Annotated in this window: 15 protein-coding genes; 11 read left to right on the forward strand and 4 right to left on the reverse strand. The window is 59.9% G+C overall.

Features of this window, described 5'->3' with window-relative positions; genetic code table 11:
- Positions 1 to 50: 50 nt before the first annotated feature.
- The 3 genes from ACP5PX_RS04625 (at position 51) to ACP5PX_RS04635 (ending at position 4,262) form a co-directional block, all read left to right on the forward strand.
- Positions 51 to 1,796 (forward strand): PAS domain S-box protein, encoded by a 1,746-nt coding sequence (locus tag ACP5PX_RS04625; RefSeq protein WP_428084447.1) that lies wholly within the window; start codon positions 51 to 53, stop codon positions 1,794 to 1,796.
- A gap of 250 nt (positions 1,797 to 2,046) precedes the next feature.
- The gene (locus ACP5PX_RS04630) at positions 2,047 to 2,688 is read left to right on the forward strand and encodes a hypothetical protein (RefSeq protein ID WP_428084449.1); all 642 of its coding nucleotides are present in this window, start codon (positions 2,047 to 2,049) and stop codon (positions 2,686 to 2,688) included.
- 326 nt (positions 2,689 to 3,014) lie between these two features.
- Positions 3,015 to 4,262 carry a PGF-pre-PGF domain-containing protein gene (locus tag ACP5PX_RS04635; protein ID WP_428084451.1) on the forward strand — a complete coding sequence of 416 codons (1,248 nt, stop codon included), beginning with the start codon at positions 3,015 to 3,017 and terminating at the stop codon, positions 4,260 to 4,262.
- 70 nt (positions 4,263 to 4,332) lie between these two features.
- Here the strand turns inward: ACP5PX_RS04635 and ACP5PX_RS04640 are convergent, their stop codons facing one another.
- Together ACP5PX_RS04640 and ACP5PX_RS04645 are read right to left on the reverse strand one after the other, a co-directional pair.
- The gene (locus tag ACP5PX_RS04640; RefSeq protein ID WP_428084453.1) at positions 4,333 to 4,938 is read right to left on the reverse strand and encodes an NTPase; all 606 of its coding nucleotides are present in this window, start codon (positions 4,936 to 4,938) and stop codon (positions 4,333 to 4,335) included.
- 451 nt (positions 4,939 to 5,389) lie between these two features.
- Positions 5,390 to 6,487 (reverse strand): hypothetical protein, encoded by a 1,098-nt coding sequence (locus tag ACP5PX_RS04645; protein ID WP_428084455.1) that lies wholly within the window; start codon positions 6,485 to 6,487, stop codon positions 5,390 to 5,392.
- 60 nt (positions 6,488 to 6,547) lie between these two features.
- On the opposite strand from ACP5PX_RS04645, the gene ACP5PX_RS04650 reads away from it, so the two are divergent.
- Together ACP5PX_RS04650 and rnhB are read left to right on the forward strand one after the other, a co-directional pair.
- Complete coding sequence (locus tag ACP5PX_RS04650; RefSeq protein ID WP_428084457.1) at positions 6,548 to 7,261, forward strand: 5-formyltetrahydrofolate cyclo-ligase; 714 nt, start codon at positions 6,548 to 6,550, stop codon at positions 7,259 to 7,261.
- On the forward strand, positions 7,242 to 7,889 hold the full coding sequence (gene rnhB, locus ACP5PX_RS04655) for a ribonuclease HII (RefSeq protein WP_428084459.1): 648 nt from the start codon (positions 7,242 to 7,244) through the stop codon (positions 7,887 to 7,889). The genes ACP5PX_RS04650 and rnhB overlap by 20 nt, the downstream gene beginning before the upstream one ends.
- Here rnhB and ACP5PX_RS04660 read toward each other — a convergent pair.
- Both ACP5PX_RS04660 and ACP5PX_RS04665 read right to left on the reverse strand, forming a co-directional pair.
- Positions 7,886 to 8,428, reverse strand: a complete 543-nt coding sequence (locus ACP5PX_RS04660; RefSeq protein WP_428084461.1) for a cob(I)yrinic acid a,c-diamide adenosyltransferase — start codon at positions 8,426 to 8,428, stop codon at positions 7,886 to 7,888. The two genes, rnhB and ACP5PX_RS04660, sit on opposite strands and share 4 nt — an antisense overlap.
- Positions 8,409 to 10,517, reverse strand: a complete 2,109-nt coding sequence (locus ACP5PX_RS04665; protein ID WP_428084463.1) for a vitamin B12-dependent ribonucleotide reductase — start codon at positions 10,515 to 10,517, stop codon at positions 8,409 to 8,411. Before ACP5PX_RS04665 ends, ACP5PX_RS04660 begins: the two co-directional genes overlap by 20 nt.
- A 477-nt stretch (positions 10,518 to 10,994) precedes the next feature.
- Here ACP5PX_RS04665 and ACP5PX_RS04670 point away from each other — a divergent pair, with 477 nt between their 5' ends.
- The 6 genes from ACP5PX_RS04670 to ACP5PX_RS04695 all read left to right on the forward strand — a co-directional run bounded on the left by ACP5PX_RS04670 (position 10,995) and on the right by ACP5PX_RS04695 (position 17,355).
- The gene (locus ACP5PX_RS04670) at positions 10,995 to 11,660 is read left to right on the forward strand and encodes a potassium channel family protein (RefSeq protein WP_428084465.1); all 666 of its coding nucleotides are present in this window, start codon (positions 10,995 to 10,997) and stop codon (positions 11,658 to 11,660) included.
- Positions 11,660 to 11,812 carry a hypothetical protein gene (locus tag ACP5PX_RS04675; RefSeq protein WP_428084467.1) on the forward strand — a complete coding sequence of 51 codons (153 nt, stop codon included), beginning with the start codon at positions 11,660 to 11,662 and terminating at the stop codon, positions 11,810 to 11,812. The genes ACP5PX_RS04670 and ACP5PX_RS04675 overlap by 1 nt, the downstream gene beginning before the upstream one ends.
- Positions 11,813 to 11,823: 11 nt before the next feature.
- Positions 11,824 to 13,338, forward strand: a complete 1,515-nt coding sequence (locus ACP5PX_RS04680) for a TrkH family potassium uptake protein (protein WP_428084469.1) — start codon at positions 11,824 to 11,826, stop codon at positions 13,336 to 13,338.
- Positions 13,335 to 13,832: a DNA-binding protein gene (locus ACP5PX_RS04685; protein WP_428084471.1), complete on the forward strand. Its 498-nt coding sequence runs from the start codon at positions 13,335 to 13,337 to the stop codon at positions 13,830 to 13,832. The genes ACP5PX_RS04680 and ACP5PX_RS04685 overlap by 4 nt, the downstream gene beginning before the upstream one ends.
- Positions 13,833 to 13,862: 30 nt before the next feature.
- Positions 13,863 to 15,917, forward strand: a complete 2,055-nt coding sequence (gene topA, locus ACP5PX_RS04690; protein WP_428084473.1) for a DNA topoisomerase I — start codon at positions 13,863 to 13,865, stop codon at positions 15,915 to 15,917.
- A gap of 67 nt (positions 15,918 to 15,984) precedes the next feature.
- Positions 15,985 to 17,355 carry a glycosyltransferase family 4 protein gene (locus ACP5PX_RS04695; protein ID WP_428084475.1) on the forward strand — a complete coding sequence of 457 codons (1,371 nt, stop codon included), beginning with the start codon at positions 15,985 to 15,987 and terminating at the stop codon, positions 17,353 to 17,355.
- Position 17,356 lies beyond the last annotated feature (1 nt).

The following is a 17,356-nucleotide window of genomic DNA, read 5'->3' on the forward strand; positions in this document are numbered from 1 at the left end:
CTTAGCTTTTGATGATAGGAATATTGGATTAAAATAGTAAAAGTGTTAACTTGGAAACTTTACTTAACATCCGGCCAGAGGATTTGGCGACGAGGGAAAAAGGCGAAGTCGCCCGGGCAGTTTACCAAAGGGTCAAGGAGAACATCACCAAAAGGATGAAGCGGGAAAGGGAGTACCAGTTGGCCCAAGAGCGAATAAAGCGGGATCAAGAGCACTTTCAGCTGATGATTAATCGGATGCCAATTGGGATGATCCTCTGGGACAGGGATTTTAGGGTCAGGATGTGGAACCCGGCGGCGACAAGGATCCTAGGTTACACTGAGGAGGAGGCGATGGGCAAACATCCCTACGAGTTCATGGTGCCAAAAGAAGTCCAACCGCAAATAGACAAAGTATGGCGCAGGCTGCTGGAGGGTGATTTGACCGCCCATAGCGTCAACGAGAACATAACTAAGGACGGTCGCGTCATCGTCTGTGAGTGGACGAACACGCCGTTGCGCGGAGCCGACGGGACCGTAATCGGCGTTCTTTCCATGTTCCAGGACGTCACCGAGCGCAGGCGGGCTGAGGAGGAGCTGAAAATAAGCGAGGAGAGATACCGCTCGCTGGTTGAGTACTCGACCGACTCCATCTACATGCTGGACAAGGAGCTGAGGTATCTTTCGGTGAACGAGGAGCTGCTGAGGCGGCTCGGCCTGCCACGGGAGAAGGTCGTGGGCAGGACCTTCGGGGAGCTTCACACCGCGGAGGAGACGCGGGAGTTCGCGGCCAAGGTGAGGGAGGTCTTCGAGACGGGCCGGCCGGTGCAGCAGGAGCACTACAGTGAACGGCTGGGCAGGTTCTTCCTGAGGACCATCAGCCCGGTTAAGGATGCCAGAACCGGTGAGGTCAAGGCCGTCAGCGTTGTGGGGAAGGACATCACCGAACTCAAGAACATCAAGGAGCGGCTGCAGATGTCCGAGCAACAGCTGCGGAAGATAATTGATTCTTCCCCCGATGTCATCGCGGCCACGGATTTGGAGGGGAACTTGATCGAATTTAATCAGACTTTGCTGCAGATAACCGGATTGCCCCGAGAGGACGTGATGGGCAGAAAAATTTGGGATTTCTTGGCACCCGCTGACAGGGAAAGGGCGGAGGAGTTTGCGAAAGCCCTGAAGCAAGGCGCCTTGAAAAACGTGGAGTTCACTCTTTTAACTCATGACGGTCGCGCGATCCCGCTTGAAGTTTCTGTGAACGTTATCGCCGGTCCTGCCGAGGAGCCGGTTTCTTTATTGTTCTTGGCCAGAGATATCACCGAGCGGAAGAACCTTGAGAGGACGTTGCGGGAGTCGATTTACAGCATGTATGGCGTTAGTCGAGGTGAATGTTATCTCATTCAATCTTCAGATACGGCCAGCAGGCTCTTTTGCCAGCTGGTCCTTCACGGCGTTCCCGGGCTGTGCTTCATCCGAGAACGTCCGGAGAAGTTTCTCCAGTCCGGCATCCCCAAGGAATGTATAGTCGTGATGTCTTCGGTGCCGGTAAAGGGGTTTGAGACCATCGACGACCTGCAGAGGGTGAGCCTGAGGATTTCGGAATTCGTCCGGGAGCATCGGGGTTCGGTGGTCCTCCTCAGCGGGCTGTCGTACTTGGTGAGCCGTGCGGGCTTTGAAAACGTTTTCAAGTTCCTCCAGGAAAAGCGCTTTCTCTTCATGGAGAACGAGGCGAACCTCCTGATACCGGTTGACCTGAGCACCCTGTCGGAAAAGGAAAGGGCCCTCTTGACCAGCGAGCTTAAGCTGCTGGGCCAATAGTTCGTCGGCATCATGATGTGCCCGTTTATTAACGGTTATTCGGGCGACTTTACCGCCTCCCCATTCTGCCTGCGCCTTAGCTATCCACGTGATGAGTTTACCCCTTTTAATGGCAGGTGCGGACCCTCCGTCTTGGTGAAGAGATTCGGCGTGGGGATGTAAGCGCTGCCGCACGTCCGGCCCTGCCAGCTTTTTCGTCATTTTTCGAAAATCCTATTTAAAGAGCTCTCCAAGAGAACTCTGGGCCGAGATGAGGAAAATCGACCGCGTTTACCGGGAGATCCTGCACCGCTTCTACTCCAAAGGTGAGCGGTTCTTCAACCAGAAGCAGCTCTCCGAGACCTGCCGCATCTCGCTGGGCACGATAAACCCCTTCATCAACAGGCTGGAGACGATCGGGGCGATCGAGCGCAAGCCGCAGGGATTCCGGCTCATCGACCCCTGGCGCGCCCTGATCAGCTGGGCGGTCACCCGCGATCTCGCCAAGGACATCACCTACACCACCTTCGTCCCGACCACCCACTGGGAGCTCGAGAGCAAGCTGCCGCGGGGATCGGTCCTCACCGCCTACTCCGGCTTCCGCGTCCGCCTAGGCTCGACCCCGGCGGAGTACAGCCAGGTCTTCGTCTATGCGGATGAGGAGGAGATGCGGCGGGCCTTCAGGCCCACGATGCGGGAGCGGCGCAACCTGATCGTGCTGCAGCCGGACGAGCACCTGAGGCGGCTGAGCGGCGATGGCGTGGCGCCCCTGGTCCAGATATACGTCGACCTCTGGCAGCTGGGGAGGCCGGCGAGCCGGTTCGTGGAGGCGCTGGAGAGGGAGCTTTCCCCTGCACCAACCCGCGCGCTTGGCGAGGTGGCAGCCGCGTTTCAGGGTAAAAAGCAGGTCTAGCGTCAGTTACTGCCGTTGGAGTAGCTAAGCTTTATCTTTGAAAGCGCCTGTTTCCCGATCAAAGCCTTTCGCAGTAGTCTTGGAAGCCCGAACGCGTTTCGGAAATCTCCCAATTGCTTTATGGGCGGGGTGTGGCTCATCGTCTGCCCGATTTCACTCGATGCCTGCTCGCGAGAATGGCTGCCGGAAAAAACTGCGGTAGATTTAAATATCAACCATAATTAATCGAAATTCGAGGAGACATGATTTTTAGAAAAGTTGTCCGTTGTGTGCTGATTTTACTCAGCCTATCGATCTTACTGTCTCCGCTGGCTTCCGCGGGCTTGTTGAACCCAATCCAGCCGAAGCCGCCGAAGCTCCCGATTAAGCCTTTTCCTCCCTTGCCACCACTCCCCCCGGTTAACATCAATTTGGTTAATCCTGGTGAGGGGGCGGAAATCCACGACAACACGGTGGTCTTTGAGTGGGAGAACGCCGCCGATTTTTCTGCGGGTTTTGGAGGTTATGAAGTCGTGATAGATTCTTACGACGGCGGCAATTGGGTATCTATCGTCGTGGAAAACACGGGAGATTGTAAGACGACCACTGCCGAGCTCTCCGATGGTCTCTACAGGTGGGGAGTTCAGGTTTATCAGAATGGCAACGTAACCGGCTGGTCGGATGTCCGCTATTTCAGTATTGACACCGTTCCCGGGTTGGCCGGCGACATCACCGTTTCGACGACCACCGATGCAGCGACGATATCTTGGAAGACGGACAAACCCGCGATCGGTTTGCTGGAGTACGGACCCCAGAGCGCGTTTGAATCAACCGTGGGAGAGGCGAGTTTTACAACCGACCATTCCATAACCATCACCGGGCTGTCTCCGGCCACCAGGTATTCCGTCAGAATCAGGTCTTTGGGGAAGAATGGAATTGAAAACATTTTATCGTTGGTTGAGTTTACAACCCGCCCCGAGGTCAGCCCTGCCTTGACCTATACCAAAATGCCGGGAGAAAAGGTGAGCCTGATCAGGAACACCGAGGTCACGATAAACGTCTCCCATCCGGTGATCTCAAAGCTGGTGCTCGTTTCCGGCGAGAATCTGTACGATGTAAATTTTTATATCGAGGAGTCGGCCTTGCCTCTTGGACCCGATTACGTCCAGATTTCCCAGTATGACATAAGAATTAGATCCGGTGTAGCCGGATTTGTGGAGTTTAGGGTTGGCACGGAATGGTTGGAGAGGCAAGACATTGAGGAGGTGTGCCTTATCCACTATGTCAACGGCTCTTGGGTGAGGTTGAACACAGATTTGGTCAAAGTCGATGGACCCTATGTCTATTGCTCGGCCTACACCGAATCCTTTTCACCCTTTGCGATAGTGGGGACGGTGGTGGCCCCAAACAACGGGCCGACGCTGGGGGGAAATGTTTCGGCATCTGTGGCATCCGTGGAATCCCCTAGGGACGAAACCGCCGCGATGCTGGTGACGATTGGTGGGTCAGGTGCAATAGTTATCTTGATCGTGGAGCTCTTGAGGCCGTATCTCATAAGGCCGAGGAGAAAAGAAAAACACCCGAAGACCGCTTAAATGTCAATCTGCCAGTGTAAAGGTACTTGATAAACTGTGATTGCCCCGGATCCACGACAGCCCAAGTAGACTATTGTTTTTGCAGCCACCTCAAATCTTCAAAATAGGGCCATCTCCAAGGTGTTCGTTTTTCCGTTTTGGTCAGCGAATCTAAGACCGCATCGGCGAGCACTTTGGGCAGCTCTATCCGGTTTTCCTGGGTGACGGCGTAGATTTTGACATCGGCGCGGGACTTGACTTCGCCGATGAAGCCCGTCGTGGTCCGCTGGTGGATCACCGCCAGCAGCGGCTTCGGCGAGTCCAGGGCGGAGAGGACCGCCCGCCGGAAGCCCATGCTGTGGAGTTCCATCGGGGCGATCTCATCGATGACCACGAGGTCGGCTTCCCGCAGGGCGCGCCCGATCGCCGCCTGGCTCAGCTCGTCCACGTTGCTCACGTTGACGCGGTACCTGCTGACCTGCGGGCCCACGGGCTGGTCCACGTGCGCTAGGATCCGCTCCTCACCCGTCATCAGGTCGATCATCTTGAAGCCGACGCGGATGCCACGTTCTCTGATCTCTGGGCAGTAGATACCGCCGGCCCTGAGGCCGCGCTCGCGCAGGAGGGCAACGGCGCGCTCGACGACCGTGGTCTTGCCGCTGCTGGGAGGGCCGGTGACGAGGAAGTTGTTGGGCATGCGATATCAATTCTAGTTGGGGTGAAGCTTAATTAACGCGGTTGCGGTTCGGCTGCCCGCAGTGCACGGCCGTGAACACCTGCAGAACAAAACCTAACTTTCGATTTTGAACTCATACCAGGTGAATTCGCGTCCCTCGAATTCCTCCAGCAGTTCACTGAATGCAAACGCGTGCCCCTGATCCACGAGATAGACAGAGCCGCCAACCTTGTTCCAACTTTTCTCCGGAAGACTGGTGAGAAGGCGCTTGAGTTTGACATAAAACCAGCGTTTTTTCCTCGACCTGTCCCAGATTTCCCAGGTGAACAAAAGCCATCAGGACCTATGCACGGCCGTGAACACCCCCCATGAAGCCGTTGAACTTTTCCATCTTTTAAGAAGGCAGAGTGCACGGCCGTGAACTGTTCCCGCGCAGTCAGCCGTGAAGAGGTCGGGGGAGAACTCCGACCGGTTAGACCCGCGCCACCAGGATGACGTCCTTGATCGAGGTCTCCTGAAACTCGTACTCCGCGATCAGCCGCCCGATCTCGTCGGGGACCTCCACCACGTAGATCACCTGGAGCGGATAGTGGCCGAGGTTGGCCTCGAGGCCGCGCCGCACGACCTCAGCCCCGTAGCCCTCCCAGTCGACGTTCTCCGCCCCCTCGCCGCCCGCGGAGAGCGCCTTGATCGTCTCCCAAATGTCGGTGGAATACGAGTCCATATTCTCCCTTTCCGAGAGGACCCAGGCAATGCGGGCAACGTCTGTCTGCGAGTACACCACGGCTCGAACCACCGCGTTGGACCACAGGTTCTCCATGACCCCGGTGACGAGGTCGTAGACGTAGATGTTGACCCTCGTCCCGGCCGTGAGCGTCGGCGTCCTCTGGAAGGTGTCCAGGACCGGCACCTCAACCGTGCCGTACCCCTCGAACTTCAGCTCCCGCAGCCCCTCCCAGCCCAGCCCGGCGATGTACCTCCGAGCTTCCTCCTTGGCCAGGTAGCCGCCGGAGTTCGCCCCGCCGTTGAGCATGGCCACGTTGTCGCCCAGTTTGCCCAGCTCCCCGGTGTGCAGGTTCCTCCAGATCACGGTCGCCCTTTCGTTGATCTCCGCCCGGCAGGCCTCAAGCTCGGCTAGGGTGGTCCGGGCGTTGACCTCGGCCAGCATCGTTTCTCTGAACTCGGCCAGCTCCGGCGCGGCCATCCTCCCGTCGCCTCCATCCGCCGAGTAGTAGCTGCCCTCAGCGGCAGCGGCCACCAGATCCAGCAGCTCCCTCCTCAGCTGCTCCACCCGGATCCCCGCGTTCACCTCAACTAGGATCGCCTGCACCTCGGCGACCGAGTTCGCCCCCTGGAGGCGGGAGGAGCAGTCGAGGGCCTTGCGGACGGCCGCCTCGGTCCCGAGCGACATCAGCGAGTTGATCCGGTCAAGAACCACCAGCCTGGAGGCCGCCAGCTCCTCGGCGGCGGGCTCGGCGACGAGAAAATAGTAGACCCCGAAGGCCACCAGCCCGATGACCAGGAACACGACTGCGCCCCCGACAATGGGCCGGGCATCAATCTTCCTCACGATGGGACCACCAACCAAAGGTAGTTGAATGATGAGGGATATTTAAAATCTGAGTTTCGGATGGACAAACAATCCCTGCGGGAGAGGGTCTGGCGGGAGCTCGAGGCCAGCGGGGCAGCGGCTTTCCCCAAGCCGATCAGGGGCCGGATCCCCAGCTTCGTGGGCAGCCGGGAGGCGGCGCGACAGCTGGGTTCATTGCCAGAATATCTCTCGGCAGAGGTGATCTTCGTCAACCCCGACGCCGCGCAGCTGCCCGTCAGGGAGATGGCGCTGCGGGACGGAAAGCGGCTGCTGATGGCAACGCCCAAGCTGAGGCACGGCTTCCTCCTCATCGAACCGGCCGAGGTTGTTGATTTTGGGCAGGCGGCCACCATCCGCGGCGCCTTCGGGCAGGGCAAAATGGTGAGCCCTAAGGAGATTAAGGTGGACTTGATCGTGGAGGGCTCGGTGGCGGTGGATAGAAGAGGCGGCAGGCTGGGAAAGGGCGGCGGCTATGGGGACCTGGAGTTCGCCATCCTGCGCGAGCTGGGCGCGGTCAGCGAGACGACGCCGATAGCGACCACGGTCCACCCGCTGCAGATCGTGGAAGAGGTCCCGATGACGGTGCACGATGTCCCCGTCGACTACATCTTGAACCCAGACCAGGTCATCAGAACGGCGCGCGGTTACCCCCGGCCCCAGGGAATAGACTGGGACCTCCTGCCCCCCGATGCCCTTAAGCGGATGCCGCTCCTTGCAGAATTGAGGCGAGAGCATGATCATGGGAGCCGATGAGGCGGGCCGGGGACCGGTGCTCGGCAACATGGTGCTCTGCGGCGCCCTCTTCGACCCCAGGACGCTGGAGGAGCTGAGGTCGATCGGCGTCCGGGACTCGAAGCAGCTCAGCCCCCGGCGGCGGGAGGAGCTGGCCAGGGTCATCGCCGCGAAGGCCCGCGGTCTGGTGATCGTCGAGTTAACCCCCGCAGAGATAGACGACTGCCGCCTGGTGAAAAAGGTCAACCTCAACGAGCTCGAGGCGAGGACATTTGCCGGGATGATCGACCGCCTCCGGCCCGAGGTCGTCTACCTGGACTCGCCCGACCCCAACCCGAAGCTCTTCGAGCAGCGGGTGAGAAAATACCTCAGCACCAGCCCGCGGATAGTTGTCGAGAACTTCGCCGACTGCAAATACCCCGCCGTGGCCGCGGCCTCGATCGTCGCCAAGGTGCGGCGGGACCAGTGCATAGCCGAGCTGCGCCGCCGCTACGGTGACCTGGGCTCGGGATATCCCGCCGACCCCGTCACCATCTCCTTCCTGAGGAACTGGGTCCGGGAGCACGGCCGCCTGCCCGACTTCGTCCGCAGGTCCTGGGAGACCGCGCGGAGAATAGAGGAGGAGCTGAGGCAGGGCCGGCTGGGCTAGTACTCGATGCCCTTCCGCGCCGGGATCCCTTCCCGGGCGGGGTGCTTGACGTCCTCGATCACCGAGACGAAGTCCGCCCGGTCGATCAGCGCCCGGGGAGCCCTCCGCCCCGTGAGCATGACCACCGTGGACGGCGGCACCCTGTCCAGCAGCTTGAGCACATCTTTGACCTTGACCAGCCCGAAGGCGGCGGCCAGGTTGATCTCGTCCAGCACCAGCAGCTTCGGCCTCTTCCGCAGCGCCTTTTTCGCGAACTCCAGCCCCTCCTGCGCCAGCCGGTAGTCCTCCGGGGCCGGGTGCTTCGGGTCGACGAATTCCTTGCGCCCGAACTGGTAGACCTCACACTCCGGGGCCAGCCGGCGGCAGGCCTTCACCTCGCCGATGTCCTCCCAACCCTTCATGAACTGGATGATGATGACCTTGTAGCCGTGCCCGATGGCCCGGAGCGCAAACCCGAAGGCGTTGGTGGTCTTGCCGCCCCCCTCCCCGGTGTAGAGGTAGACCAGCCCCTGCTTCCTCTTAGTAGCCTTCCTCGCCACCGGGATGCCCCCCTGAATAATTCGGCTCGGCCCGGATAAACTTCTCCTCGGGCGGCGTCAGCGCCGATTGCGGTGAGATCGATAGCACCTGCCTCGCCTTGCTCCCGTAGCGGTAGACGGTGATCCCCTTGCACCCCAGCTCGTGGGCCAGCAGGAAGGCCCGCCTCACCTCCTCGGGCGTGGCCTCGGGCGGCAGGTTGATCGTCTTCGAGACCGCGTTGTCCGTGTGCCGCTGAAAGGCCGCCTGCATCCTCACGTGCCACTCGGGCGAGACATCGAAGGCGGTGACGAAGATCCTCCTGACATCCTCCGGGATCTCCTCCACCCCCTTGATCGAGGCCAGCCGGGACAGCTTCACCATGAGCTCGCGGCTGTAGAACCCCCGCCTGGTGGCAATTTTCTGAAACGTCTGGTTGACCTCGACCAGCTGGATGCCGCTCATGACGTTGCGGATGTAGGCCACGGCGAAGAGGGGCTCGATGCCGCTGGTGGTCCCAGCGATGATGCTGATGGTGCCCGTGGGAGCGATGGTCGTCACGGTGGCATTTCTCAGGCACCGGTAACCTCGCTTCTCCCAGAGGCTGCCCGGGAAGGCGGGGAAGGAACCCCGCTGCTCGGCCAGCTCGACGGACATCTGACGGCCCTCCTCGGAGATGAACTTCATCACCTCGTCCGCCTGCCGCAGCGCCTCCTCCGAGCTGTAGGGGATGCCCAGCTCGAGCAGCATCTCGGCGAAGCCCATCACGCCCAAGCCGATCTTCCGGGTCAGCTTGGTCATCCGCTCGATCTCCGGAATGGGATACCTGTTGACGTCAATGACGTTGTCGAGGAAATGCACCGCGTTCCTCACGGTCTCCCTCAGCTTCTCCCAGTCAACTTCCCCCTCCCTGATCATCCGGGAGAGGTTGATGGAGCCCAGGATGCAGGACTCGTAGGGTAAAAGAGGCACCTCACCGCATGGGTTGGTGGCCTCGATCTGGCCCAGCTGCGGCGTCGGGTTGTGCCGGTTGATCTCGTCCAGAAAGATCAGCCCGGGGTCACCGGTCTTCCAGGCCATGTTGACGATGAGGTCGAAGACTTCCTTCGCCCGCAGCCGCCTCTCAGCACTTCCCGTCCGCGGGTTGATCAGATCATATTCCTCATCATTTTTCACCGCCTCCATGAAGGCGTCCGTCACCCCGACCGAGATGTTGAAGTTGACCAGCGCGTCCTCCTTGACCTTGGCGGTGATGAACTCGAGGATGTCGGGGTGGTCGACCCGCAGCACCCCCATGTTGGCGCCCCGGCGCTTGCCCCCCTGCTTGATCACGTCGGTGGCCACGTCGAAGACCCGCATGAAGGAGACCGGTCCGCTGGCCACCCCCTTGGTCGACCTGACGATGTCGCCGGCGGGCCGCAGCCGGGAGAAGGAGAAGCCCGTGCCGCCCCCCGACTGGTGGATGAGCGCCATCGTCTTCAGGGCGTCGAAGATGCCGACCATGGAGTCCTCGACCGGGATGACGAAGCAGGCGGCCAGCTGCCCCAGCGGCGCCCCAGCGTTCATCAGCGTGGGGCTGTTGGGGAGGAACTCCAGGTTGGCCATCATCCGGTAAAACTTATCCTCAGTGCCGCTGAGGTCGGTCGCGCCGTGGAGCCCGTCGGCCGCGGCCACCGCCCTCGCCACCCGGCGGAAGAGCTGTGATGGGGTCTCGATGATCTTGCCCTGTTCATCGCGCAGCAGATAGCGGCGCTGGAGCACCCGGATGGCGTTGAGGTTGAGCTTCAGGTCGTCGCTCACGCCCAGCATCGCCTTGGCGGCCCTCAGCTCCGCCCGCTGCTGCCGGTAGAGGATGTAGGCCCGGGCGACGTTCGCGTAGCCGTTCTTGATCAGGACCTCCTCCACCGTGTCCTGGATGTCCTCCACGCCCGGAATCCTCCCGGTAAACTTTTTCTCCAGGATCTCGGTCACCTGCGCGGTGAGCCGCCGAGCAATTTCTCCGTCGCCGGTGCCGGTGGCGTTGAAGGCCTTGAGAATGGCGTTGGCTATTTTCTCGGCCTCAAAGGGAACCACCCGCCCATCCCGTTTCCTGATCCTCTCAATCGTCGCCATCGGCACAGCCCCAGAAGCCTCAACCCAATTTACTCCGCCCGGCTATTAAATCAGCACCGTTTCACCGTGAATTTGGCCCCCGATGTCCCTGACACAACTAACCAGCGAGCTTCATCAACTGTCGTTCCGACAAGCTTCACTCGCCAACCCTCGATGGCAGGTTTTTCTCGGGGGCCGTGTCCACCTGTCCCGCACCAGGGTTGGCTTCAGGATCATCGCCTTAGACGATCCCGCCAGTAACTCTCCGAAGGACCCAATTTGGCGCGTCTGTCGGTGGACCCGCTCGAGTGTCGCCGCGATGATGCACCGGCGATCACGGTCTCACGCCAGCTCTCGATTCCCGCGGCCTGTCCCTTCATTGCAATTAAATGTGGATTCTCTCAGGACTAAAGATTTACGATGGCGGCCCGACCGCACATTTTTTGAAATAAGATGGGTTTTTATTCGGGCTGAAGTAGAGTTAAGGGAGGATGAAACATGGCGAAGAAGGCCCAGTATGTGATCATCGCCGGCGGGGGCAGGGTGGGCTCCCACCTGGCCAAGATACTTGAGCCCAGCGGCAGGGACATCGTGATCATCGAGAAGGATCCCGAGGTCTGCGAGAAGCTGTCCTCGGAGCTCAACGCCCTGATCATCTGCGGTGACGCCACCGACAAGAAGACCCTTGAGGATGCCAAGATCCAGATGGCCGATGTCTTCGTCGCCGCCACCGGGAACGACAACGAGAACATTGTCGCCAGCCAGCTGGCCAAGTACACCTACAAGGTTCCCCTAGTCATGGCGCGCGTGGAGGACATGGACCGGGCGAAGATGCTTCGGGGCATGGGGATAGACCTGATCGTGAGCCCCTCACACGTCGCCTCGCTGGTCTTTGAGAACGCGATCGCTCTGCCCAACACCACCTCGATCCTGGTTTCGGAGACCATCACCCGGGCGGTTGAGGTAACCGTTCCCGGGGACTCCAAAGTCCTGGGCAAGAGGATCAGGGACCTCAACCTGCCGCTGGAATGCGTTATCGCCGTCATCTACCGGGGCGGGAAGCTGATACTGCCTCACGGGGACACGGTGATCAAGCCCGGTGACATCGTCGCCCTGATCGGCAAGGAAGAGGCCATCAGAAAGACGGTAGAGATCCTGAAGTGATGATCGTGGGGCTGAGGGATTATAGCCTTCGAGAAGTCTTAAAAAAGAACTTTGATTTCATTACAGGGCTCCTCAGTGAGATCGGTTTAATCGTCCTGGTGCTACTGCTGTCCTTCGCCCTGAGCCTGCTCGCCTTTACCCTTTGGCCCTGAGCCGAGGTGTGATGGTGCTAACACCGCTGACGAAGGAGGACCTGCGGATCATCGGCTTCAACCTGAGCAAGATATGCTACATCACCGGCTTCATCCTCTTTCTGCCCACCATCGTGGCCGTCCTTTACAGCGAGTTTGACACCGTCCCCTACTTTCTCATCGGCTCGGCGGCATCCTTCATCCTAGGCAGCATCCTGTACCACTTCCTCTACACCAAGGAGGAGATGGAACTCAAGCACGCCCTGGTCATGGCGGCCCTAGCCTGGCTTCTCGCGCCGCTTCTGGCGAGCATCCCCATCTGGCTTTCCCACAGCATGGCCTCGCTGCTGGACGCCTGCTTTGAGGGCATCAGCGGTTTCACCGGGACCGGCCTCACCCTGGTGCCGGACATCGACCACATGTCCCGCAGCATCAACTTCCTCAGGCATTTTCTCCAGTTCGTGGGCGACGGCATCGGGATCATCGTCATTTCGCTTTCGATTTTGGGCCGGACGGAGATGAGCTCGGTGCTCGCCTTCAGAGGTGAGGCCAAGGAGATCGGGATCAGGCCCAGCATCGTCCGCACCTCCAGGATAATCATCGGCATCGGGGTGATGTTCTTGGCCTTGGGCACGGTCCTGTTCACCGTTGCCGGCATTCAGGAGGGCCTGGACCCCGGGCAGGCCTTCTTCGACGGCCTCAACCACGCCATGACGGGCTACGCCACCGGCGGCTTCACCACCCACTCCCAGAGCCTGCTTTACTACCACAGCCTCTGGATTGAGCTGGCCGCGATGGTGACCATGATCATCGGGGCGCTCAACTTCAACCTACATTACGCCGTGCTGGGAGGCAGGAGAAGCGAAATCCTGAGAAACCTGGAGGTCCGCGTTTTGGTCTTTGCGATGCTGGCCTTTGGTTTCCTTGTCTCGGCCAACCTGATGGCGGTAAAACTGTATCCCACAACTGAGGCCCTCTTCCGGAAGGGATTCTTCCAGGTGATCTCCGCCCAGACCACGACCGGTTTTCAGACGGTCCCGCCCGTGCACCTGATGCTGGTCTGGCCCGTCTTCTCCATACTGATCCTATCGGTGGCCATGCTGCTGGGTGGCTCAGCCAACTCCACTTCCGGAGGCGTCAAGATGCTCCGCGTGGGCGTACTGCTGAAGTCGCTGGTGAACGAGATCAAGCGCTCGCTCCTGCCGAGCACGGCCGTGGTGGGCGGCTCATTTCACCACGTGGAGGAAACCCCACTCACGGATAAGATCATCCGCGGTGCCGCGGTTATCTCCCTGGGCTACCTGCTCCTCTTCTCCTTCGGGACGATGATCACGGTGCTCCACGGCTACGGCCTAGAGGACGCGATGTTCGAGACAGCCTCAGCGCTGGGAAATGTCGGGCTGAGTTCGGGGATAACCTCGCCCGCCATGCCCGCGCTGCTCAAGGTGACTTACATGTTCCTGATGTGGGCGGGGAAGCTTGAGGTCATCGCCGTCTTTGTCCTCATCGGCTTCATCCTGCTGGCGCTGAGGAGGGGAATCAAATGAAGAGGGCCCTTGCTTTAATTTTGCTGCTGTTGCTGCTGGTGCCCACCGCCCGAGCGGAGACGCTGAAAGAGCTCATCGATGACCCCATGGCCTTCGATGGAAAGCAGGTCTCGTTCCGGGGCGAGGTGATCGGCGTGATGGTCCGGGGGGAGCAGGCCTGGATAAATATCTTCGACAACGGCCTCGCCATCGGGATCTGGTGCCGGGCTGAGGAGGCTAGGGAAATCTCCTACATCGGCGATTACACCCACCAGGGGGACATCGTCGCGGGAGTCGGGATTTACCACCTGGCCTGCCCCGAACACGGTGGCGACACGGATATCCACGCCCTTTCCCTGAGCGTGGTGGAAAAGGGGCACACGGTAGAAAGGCCGCCAGACATGTTGCTGGTCCTGCTCAGCCTCGTGATTGCCTTGGCGGCCGTGATCCTCTCCTACTACCTGTGGCACATCCGGAAGGAGATGGGGAAGAGAACGCCCTGGCCCTTTTATTAGGCTTGAAAAATCTTGGTTTGGGGAGCCGGGTTGAAGACGTTGATAATCTGTGAAAAGCCGACCGCGGCGGCCAAGATAGCCGAGGCGCTGTCGCGGGGCAGGCCCAAGGCGGGCCAGCTCAACGGGGTCCCCTACTTTGAGTTTGAGCTCGACAGCAAGCAGATTACCGTAGTCCCGGCGCTGGGCCACCTCTTCCTCCTCAAGAACACCAGGCCGCTGCGTGATTACCCCTTTTATGATGTCGACTGGGTCCCCGCCTATCTCGCCGACCGCGGGGCCAGGAGGGCCAAGAGCTTCATCGAGGCCATCAGGGAGCTGGCCCGGGATGCCGCGGAGTTCATCAGCGCCTGCGACTACGACATCGAGGGCAGCGTCATCGCGGCCAACATCCTGAGGTACCTCTGCGGCGAGGAGGCGCTGGGGCGGGCCCGGCGGATGAAGTTCTCCACGCTCACGGCCGAGGACCTGCGCCGGGCCTACGCGCAGCTCCTGCCGCGGCTGGACTATGAGCTGATCGAGGCGGGTATGGCCCGGCACATGCTCGACTGGTTCTGGGGGATGAACCTCTCGCTGGCGATGACTCTAGCGGTCAGGCTTGCCGGGCAGCGCTACGTCAAGCTTTCGGCCGGGCGCGTGCAGACACCGACGCTGAGGATGCTGGCCGACCGCGAGCGTGAGATCAGGGCCTTCAGACCCGAGACCTTCTGGACGGTCAGTCTCGTCATCAGCTTGGATGGTCTGGAAGCTGTCGCCGAGCACGTCAGCGGTCGTTTCTTCGACCGGTCGGAGGCCGAGCGGGTGCTGGCGGCCAGCCGCGGCCAGCCGGCGAGGGTTTCCTCCGTTCAGGTCCACCGCCACCGGCGTGGGCCACCGGTCCCGTTCAACCTGGGCGAACTGCAGCTGGAGGCCCACCGCTGTTTCGGCTTCCCCCCGTGGCGCACCCAGCAGCTGGCCCAGGAGCTGTACCTGGCTGCGCTGATAAGCTACCCCAGGACGGACAGCCAGAAGCTGCCCCCTTTGATAGATTACCGAAAGATAATGGAGCAGCTCGGTTCCATCTCGGAGGACTACCGAAGGATGGCCGAGGAAATTTTTTCCCTGCCCGGGCTGAGGCCCAACGAGGGCAAAAAGACCGACCCCGCCCATCCGGCAATCTACCCCACCGGACAGAGGCCCGAGGGGCTGACCGGGCCGCAGCGGAAGCTCTACGATTTGATCGTGCGCAGGTTTTTCTCCGTGTTCGGACGGACGGCGCTGCTGGAAAGCCTGAGGGTAGAGGTCGAGGCCGGAGGAGAAAAGTTCCTTCTCCACGGCCGCCGGATCCTCGACGAGGGATGGCTGAAGTTCTACGGTGATTACGGTGCCACCGAGGAGATAATCCTCCCGGAACTGCGGGAGGGCCAGCTCTTGGAGGTCAGGGAGGTGAGGCTGAAGGAGGGGCAGACGCAACCCCCGCCGAGATACAGCCCGGCCTCGATCGTGAAGAAAATGGAGGAGGTTGGGATCGGGACCAAGGGCACCCGCGCCCAGATCGTTCAGAGCCTCTACGAGCGCGGTTACATCACCGGCAGCCAGATCACCGTCACCGACCTCGGGATGCAGGTGGTGGCTTCCCTCACCGAATATTGCCCTGAGATCACCAGCGAGGAACTCACCGCGGAGTTCGAGCGCGAGATGGACGCCATCCAGGAGGGAAGGAGGACCAGGGAGGAAGTCCTGGAAAGGGCGCGCGCCGAGCTGGACCGGATACTCTCCAAGTTCCGGCAGCATCAGCTCGAGATTGGGAAAAGGCTGGCGGAGTCCTACCGTGTCGCCCGTCTGAAGCAGCGGGTCCTGGGCAGGTGTCCCAGCTGCGGCGGCGATCTCATGATGGTTGTTTCGCGCGCCACCCGCAAGCGGTTCGTCGGCTGCTCCAACTACCCTCACTGCACTCAATCATTTCCCCTGCCGCAGACTGGAACGATTATTCCTCTGAAAAAAGTCTGCAAGTTCTGCGGCGCCCCGAAGGTTCAAGTCAACCGCATCGGTGCCAGACCGTATCGCCTGTGCCTGAACCCAAAATGTCCCTCAAAAGAGAGCCGGTAGTTGAACCGCCCCTTTCCGCGGCCTCGTCTCAGATAATTTTTTGAGAGATAAAGAAAACCTGTTTAGTATGGATGAAATTTCTCTGTGCATAAGTTCCCAGACACCCTTGGTAAGGTTCAGCGCCGATTGTGGGGAGATCTTAAGGAAGCGCGGGCTGGTCGGAAAAAGCTTGGATATTTCCAACTTCGTCGAGGGTGAGGATTACACGTTCACCGCCGGCGGTGTAACCCGGATGGTTTTTCCCCTGCTCAAGCAGATGCCTGAGCGCGGTTTTCTTAAGAATCCCCACTGGGTTTCCCTTAACCCTTTAGCTCCGGAAGAGCTAACCGTGGGAGGCATAACGCTGAACCACGTGAGAATTGATAGGGAGAGACTGGGAGGCTACGGCTACACTAAAGAGGCCCTCTGGAGGACTCTGCACGGCATCCTGAAGGAGCCGCCGGAATCAATTTTCTGGCAGGAGGAGTTCGTCGATTACACCTACTACAACCGGGTCTGCAGTGAACTCATCACTAAGCTGGATGAAGAAAATGATTTTGACCTGTTCTACATCCATGACTTTCAGCAGCTGCCGCTGGGCCAAATGCTGCACACGCTGAAGCCGAAGATTTTCCGGTGGCACATTCCCTTTGATGAGTCCCTGATTCCCGAGGCTTGGAGGCCGGCGCTGGCATCCTATTTCAACGAGTACGACGTGGTGGTCGTCAGCTGCAAAAAATATCTGGAGTCGTTGAGGAAGTTTGGTTACTCCGGGGAGGCTCACCATATTTATCCCTACCTTGACCTCGGCGCCTACCGGAAGCCCGCCCCTGAAGAGATTGAGAACTTTAACAGAAAGTTTGGGTTAGATCAGGAGGACAGAATCTTGCTGGTGGTAGCCCGGATGGACCCCATCAAGGGCCAGGACCGGGCGATAGCGGGGTTTGCCAAGGTGGCTGGGGATTTCCCCGATCTAAAACTGGTTTTGGCCGGGGATGGAAGCTTCTCCAGCTCCAAGCAGGGTCTCGGGCTTTCCAAGGCGGAGAGATGGCAGGCCGCGTTGAAGGAGTTGGTCCGGGACCTGAGTCTGGAGAAAAGGGTGATCTTCACCGGGCATCTGACCCACGCCGAGCTTCAGGCAGCCTACGAGAGGTGTGAGCTGACCATTTTGCCCTCGGTTCTGGAGGGGTTTGGCCTGGTCGTCATCGAGGGCTGGCTCTACAAGAAGCCCACGATTGTCAGCGCCAACGCAGGGATTTCCGAGCTGATAAAACACGGAGAAAATGGACTGCTTTTTGACCCCAACGACCCCAACGATCTGGCAGATAAGCTTTTTCCCCTGCTGTCAGATCCGGCCCGGGGTGAAGTTCTGGGTGAAAATGGTTATATGGCTTCGGGACAATGTTCTCTTGAAGAAGGGGTAAAAGCAGAGTTTGAGCTGATGAAGAAATTGGTTTGAT

The organism is Hadarchaeum sp. (SeqCode) (assembly GCF_049969415.1).
GTDB lineage: Archaea > Hadarchaeota > Hadarchaeia > Hadarchaeales > Hadarchaeaceae > Hadarchaeum.

Coding starts and splice junctions, on each gene's coding strand:
- ACP5PX_RS04685 (WP_428084471.1), top strand. CDS start 13,335: ATGAAGAGGGCCCTTGCTTTAATTTTGCTGCTGTTGCTGCTGGTGCCC.
- ACP5PX_RS04665 (WP_428084463.1), bottom strand. CDS start 10,517: ATGGCGACGATTGAGAGGATCAGGAAACGGGATGGGCGGGTGGTTCCC.
- ACP5PX_RS04670 (WP_428084465.1), top strand. CDS start 10,995: ATGGCGAAGAAGGCCCAGTATGTGATCATCGCCGGCGGGGGCAGGGTG.
- ACP5PX_RS04680 (WP_428084469.1), top strand. CDS start 11,824: ATGGTGCTAACACCGCTGACGAAGGAGGACCTGCGGATCATCGGCTTC.
- rnhB (WP_428084459.1), top strand. CDS start 7,242: ATGATCATGGGAGCCGATGAGGCGGGCCGGGGACCGGTGCTCGGCAAC.
- ACP5PX_RS04650 (WP_428084457.1), top strand. CDS start 6,548: ATGGACAAACAATCCCTGCGGGAGAGGGTCTGGCGGGAGCTCGAGGCC.
- ACP5PX_RS04640 (WP_428084453.1), bottom strand. CDS start 4,938: ATGCCCAACAACTTCCTCGTCACCGGCCCTCCCAGCAGCGGCAAGACC.
- ACP5PX_RS04675 (WP_428084467.1), top strand. CDS start 11,660: ATGATCGTGGGGCTGAGGGATTATAGCCTTCGAGAAGTCTTAAAAAAG.
- ACP5PX_RS04630 (WP_428084449.1), top strand. CDS start 2,047: ATGAGGAAAATCGACCGCGTTTACCGGGAGATCCTGCACCGCTTCTAC.
- ACP5PX_RS04695 (WP_428084475.1), top strand. CDS start 15,985: ATGGATGAAATTTCTCTGTGCATAAGTTCCCAGACACCCTTGGTAAGG.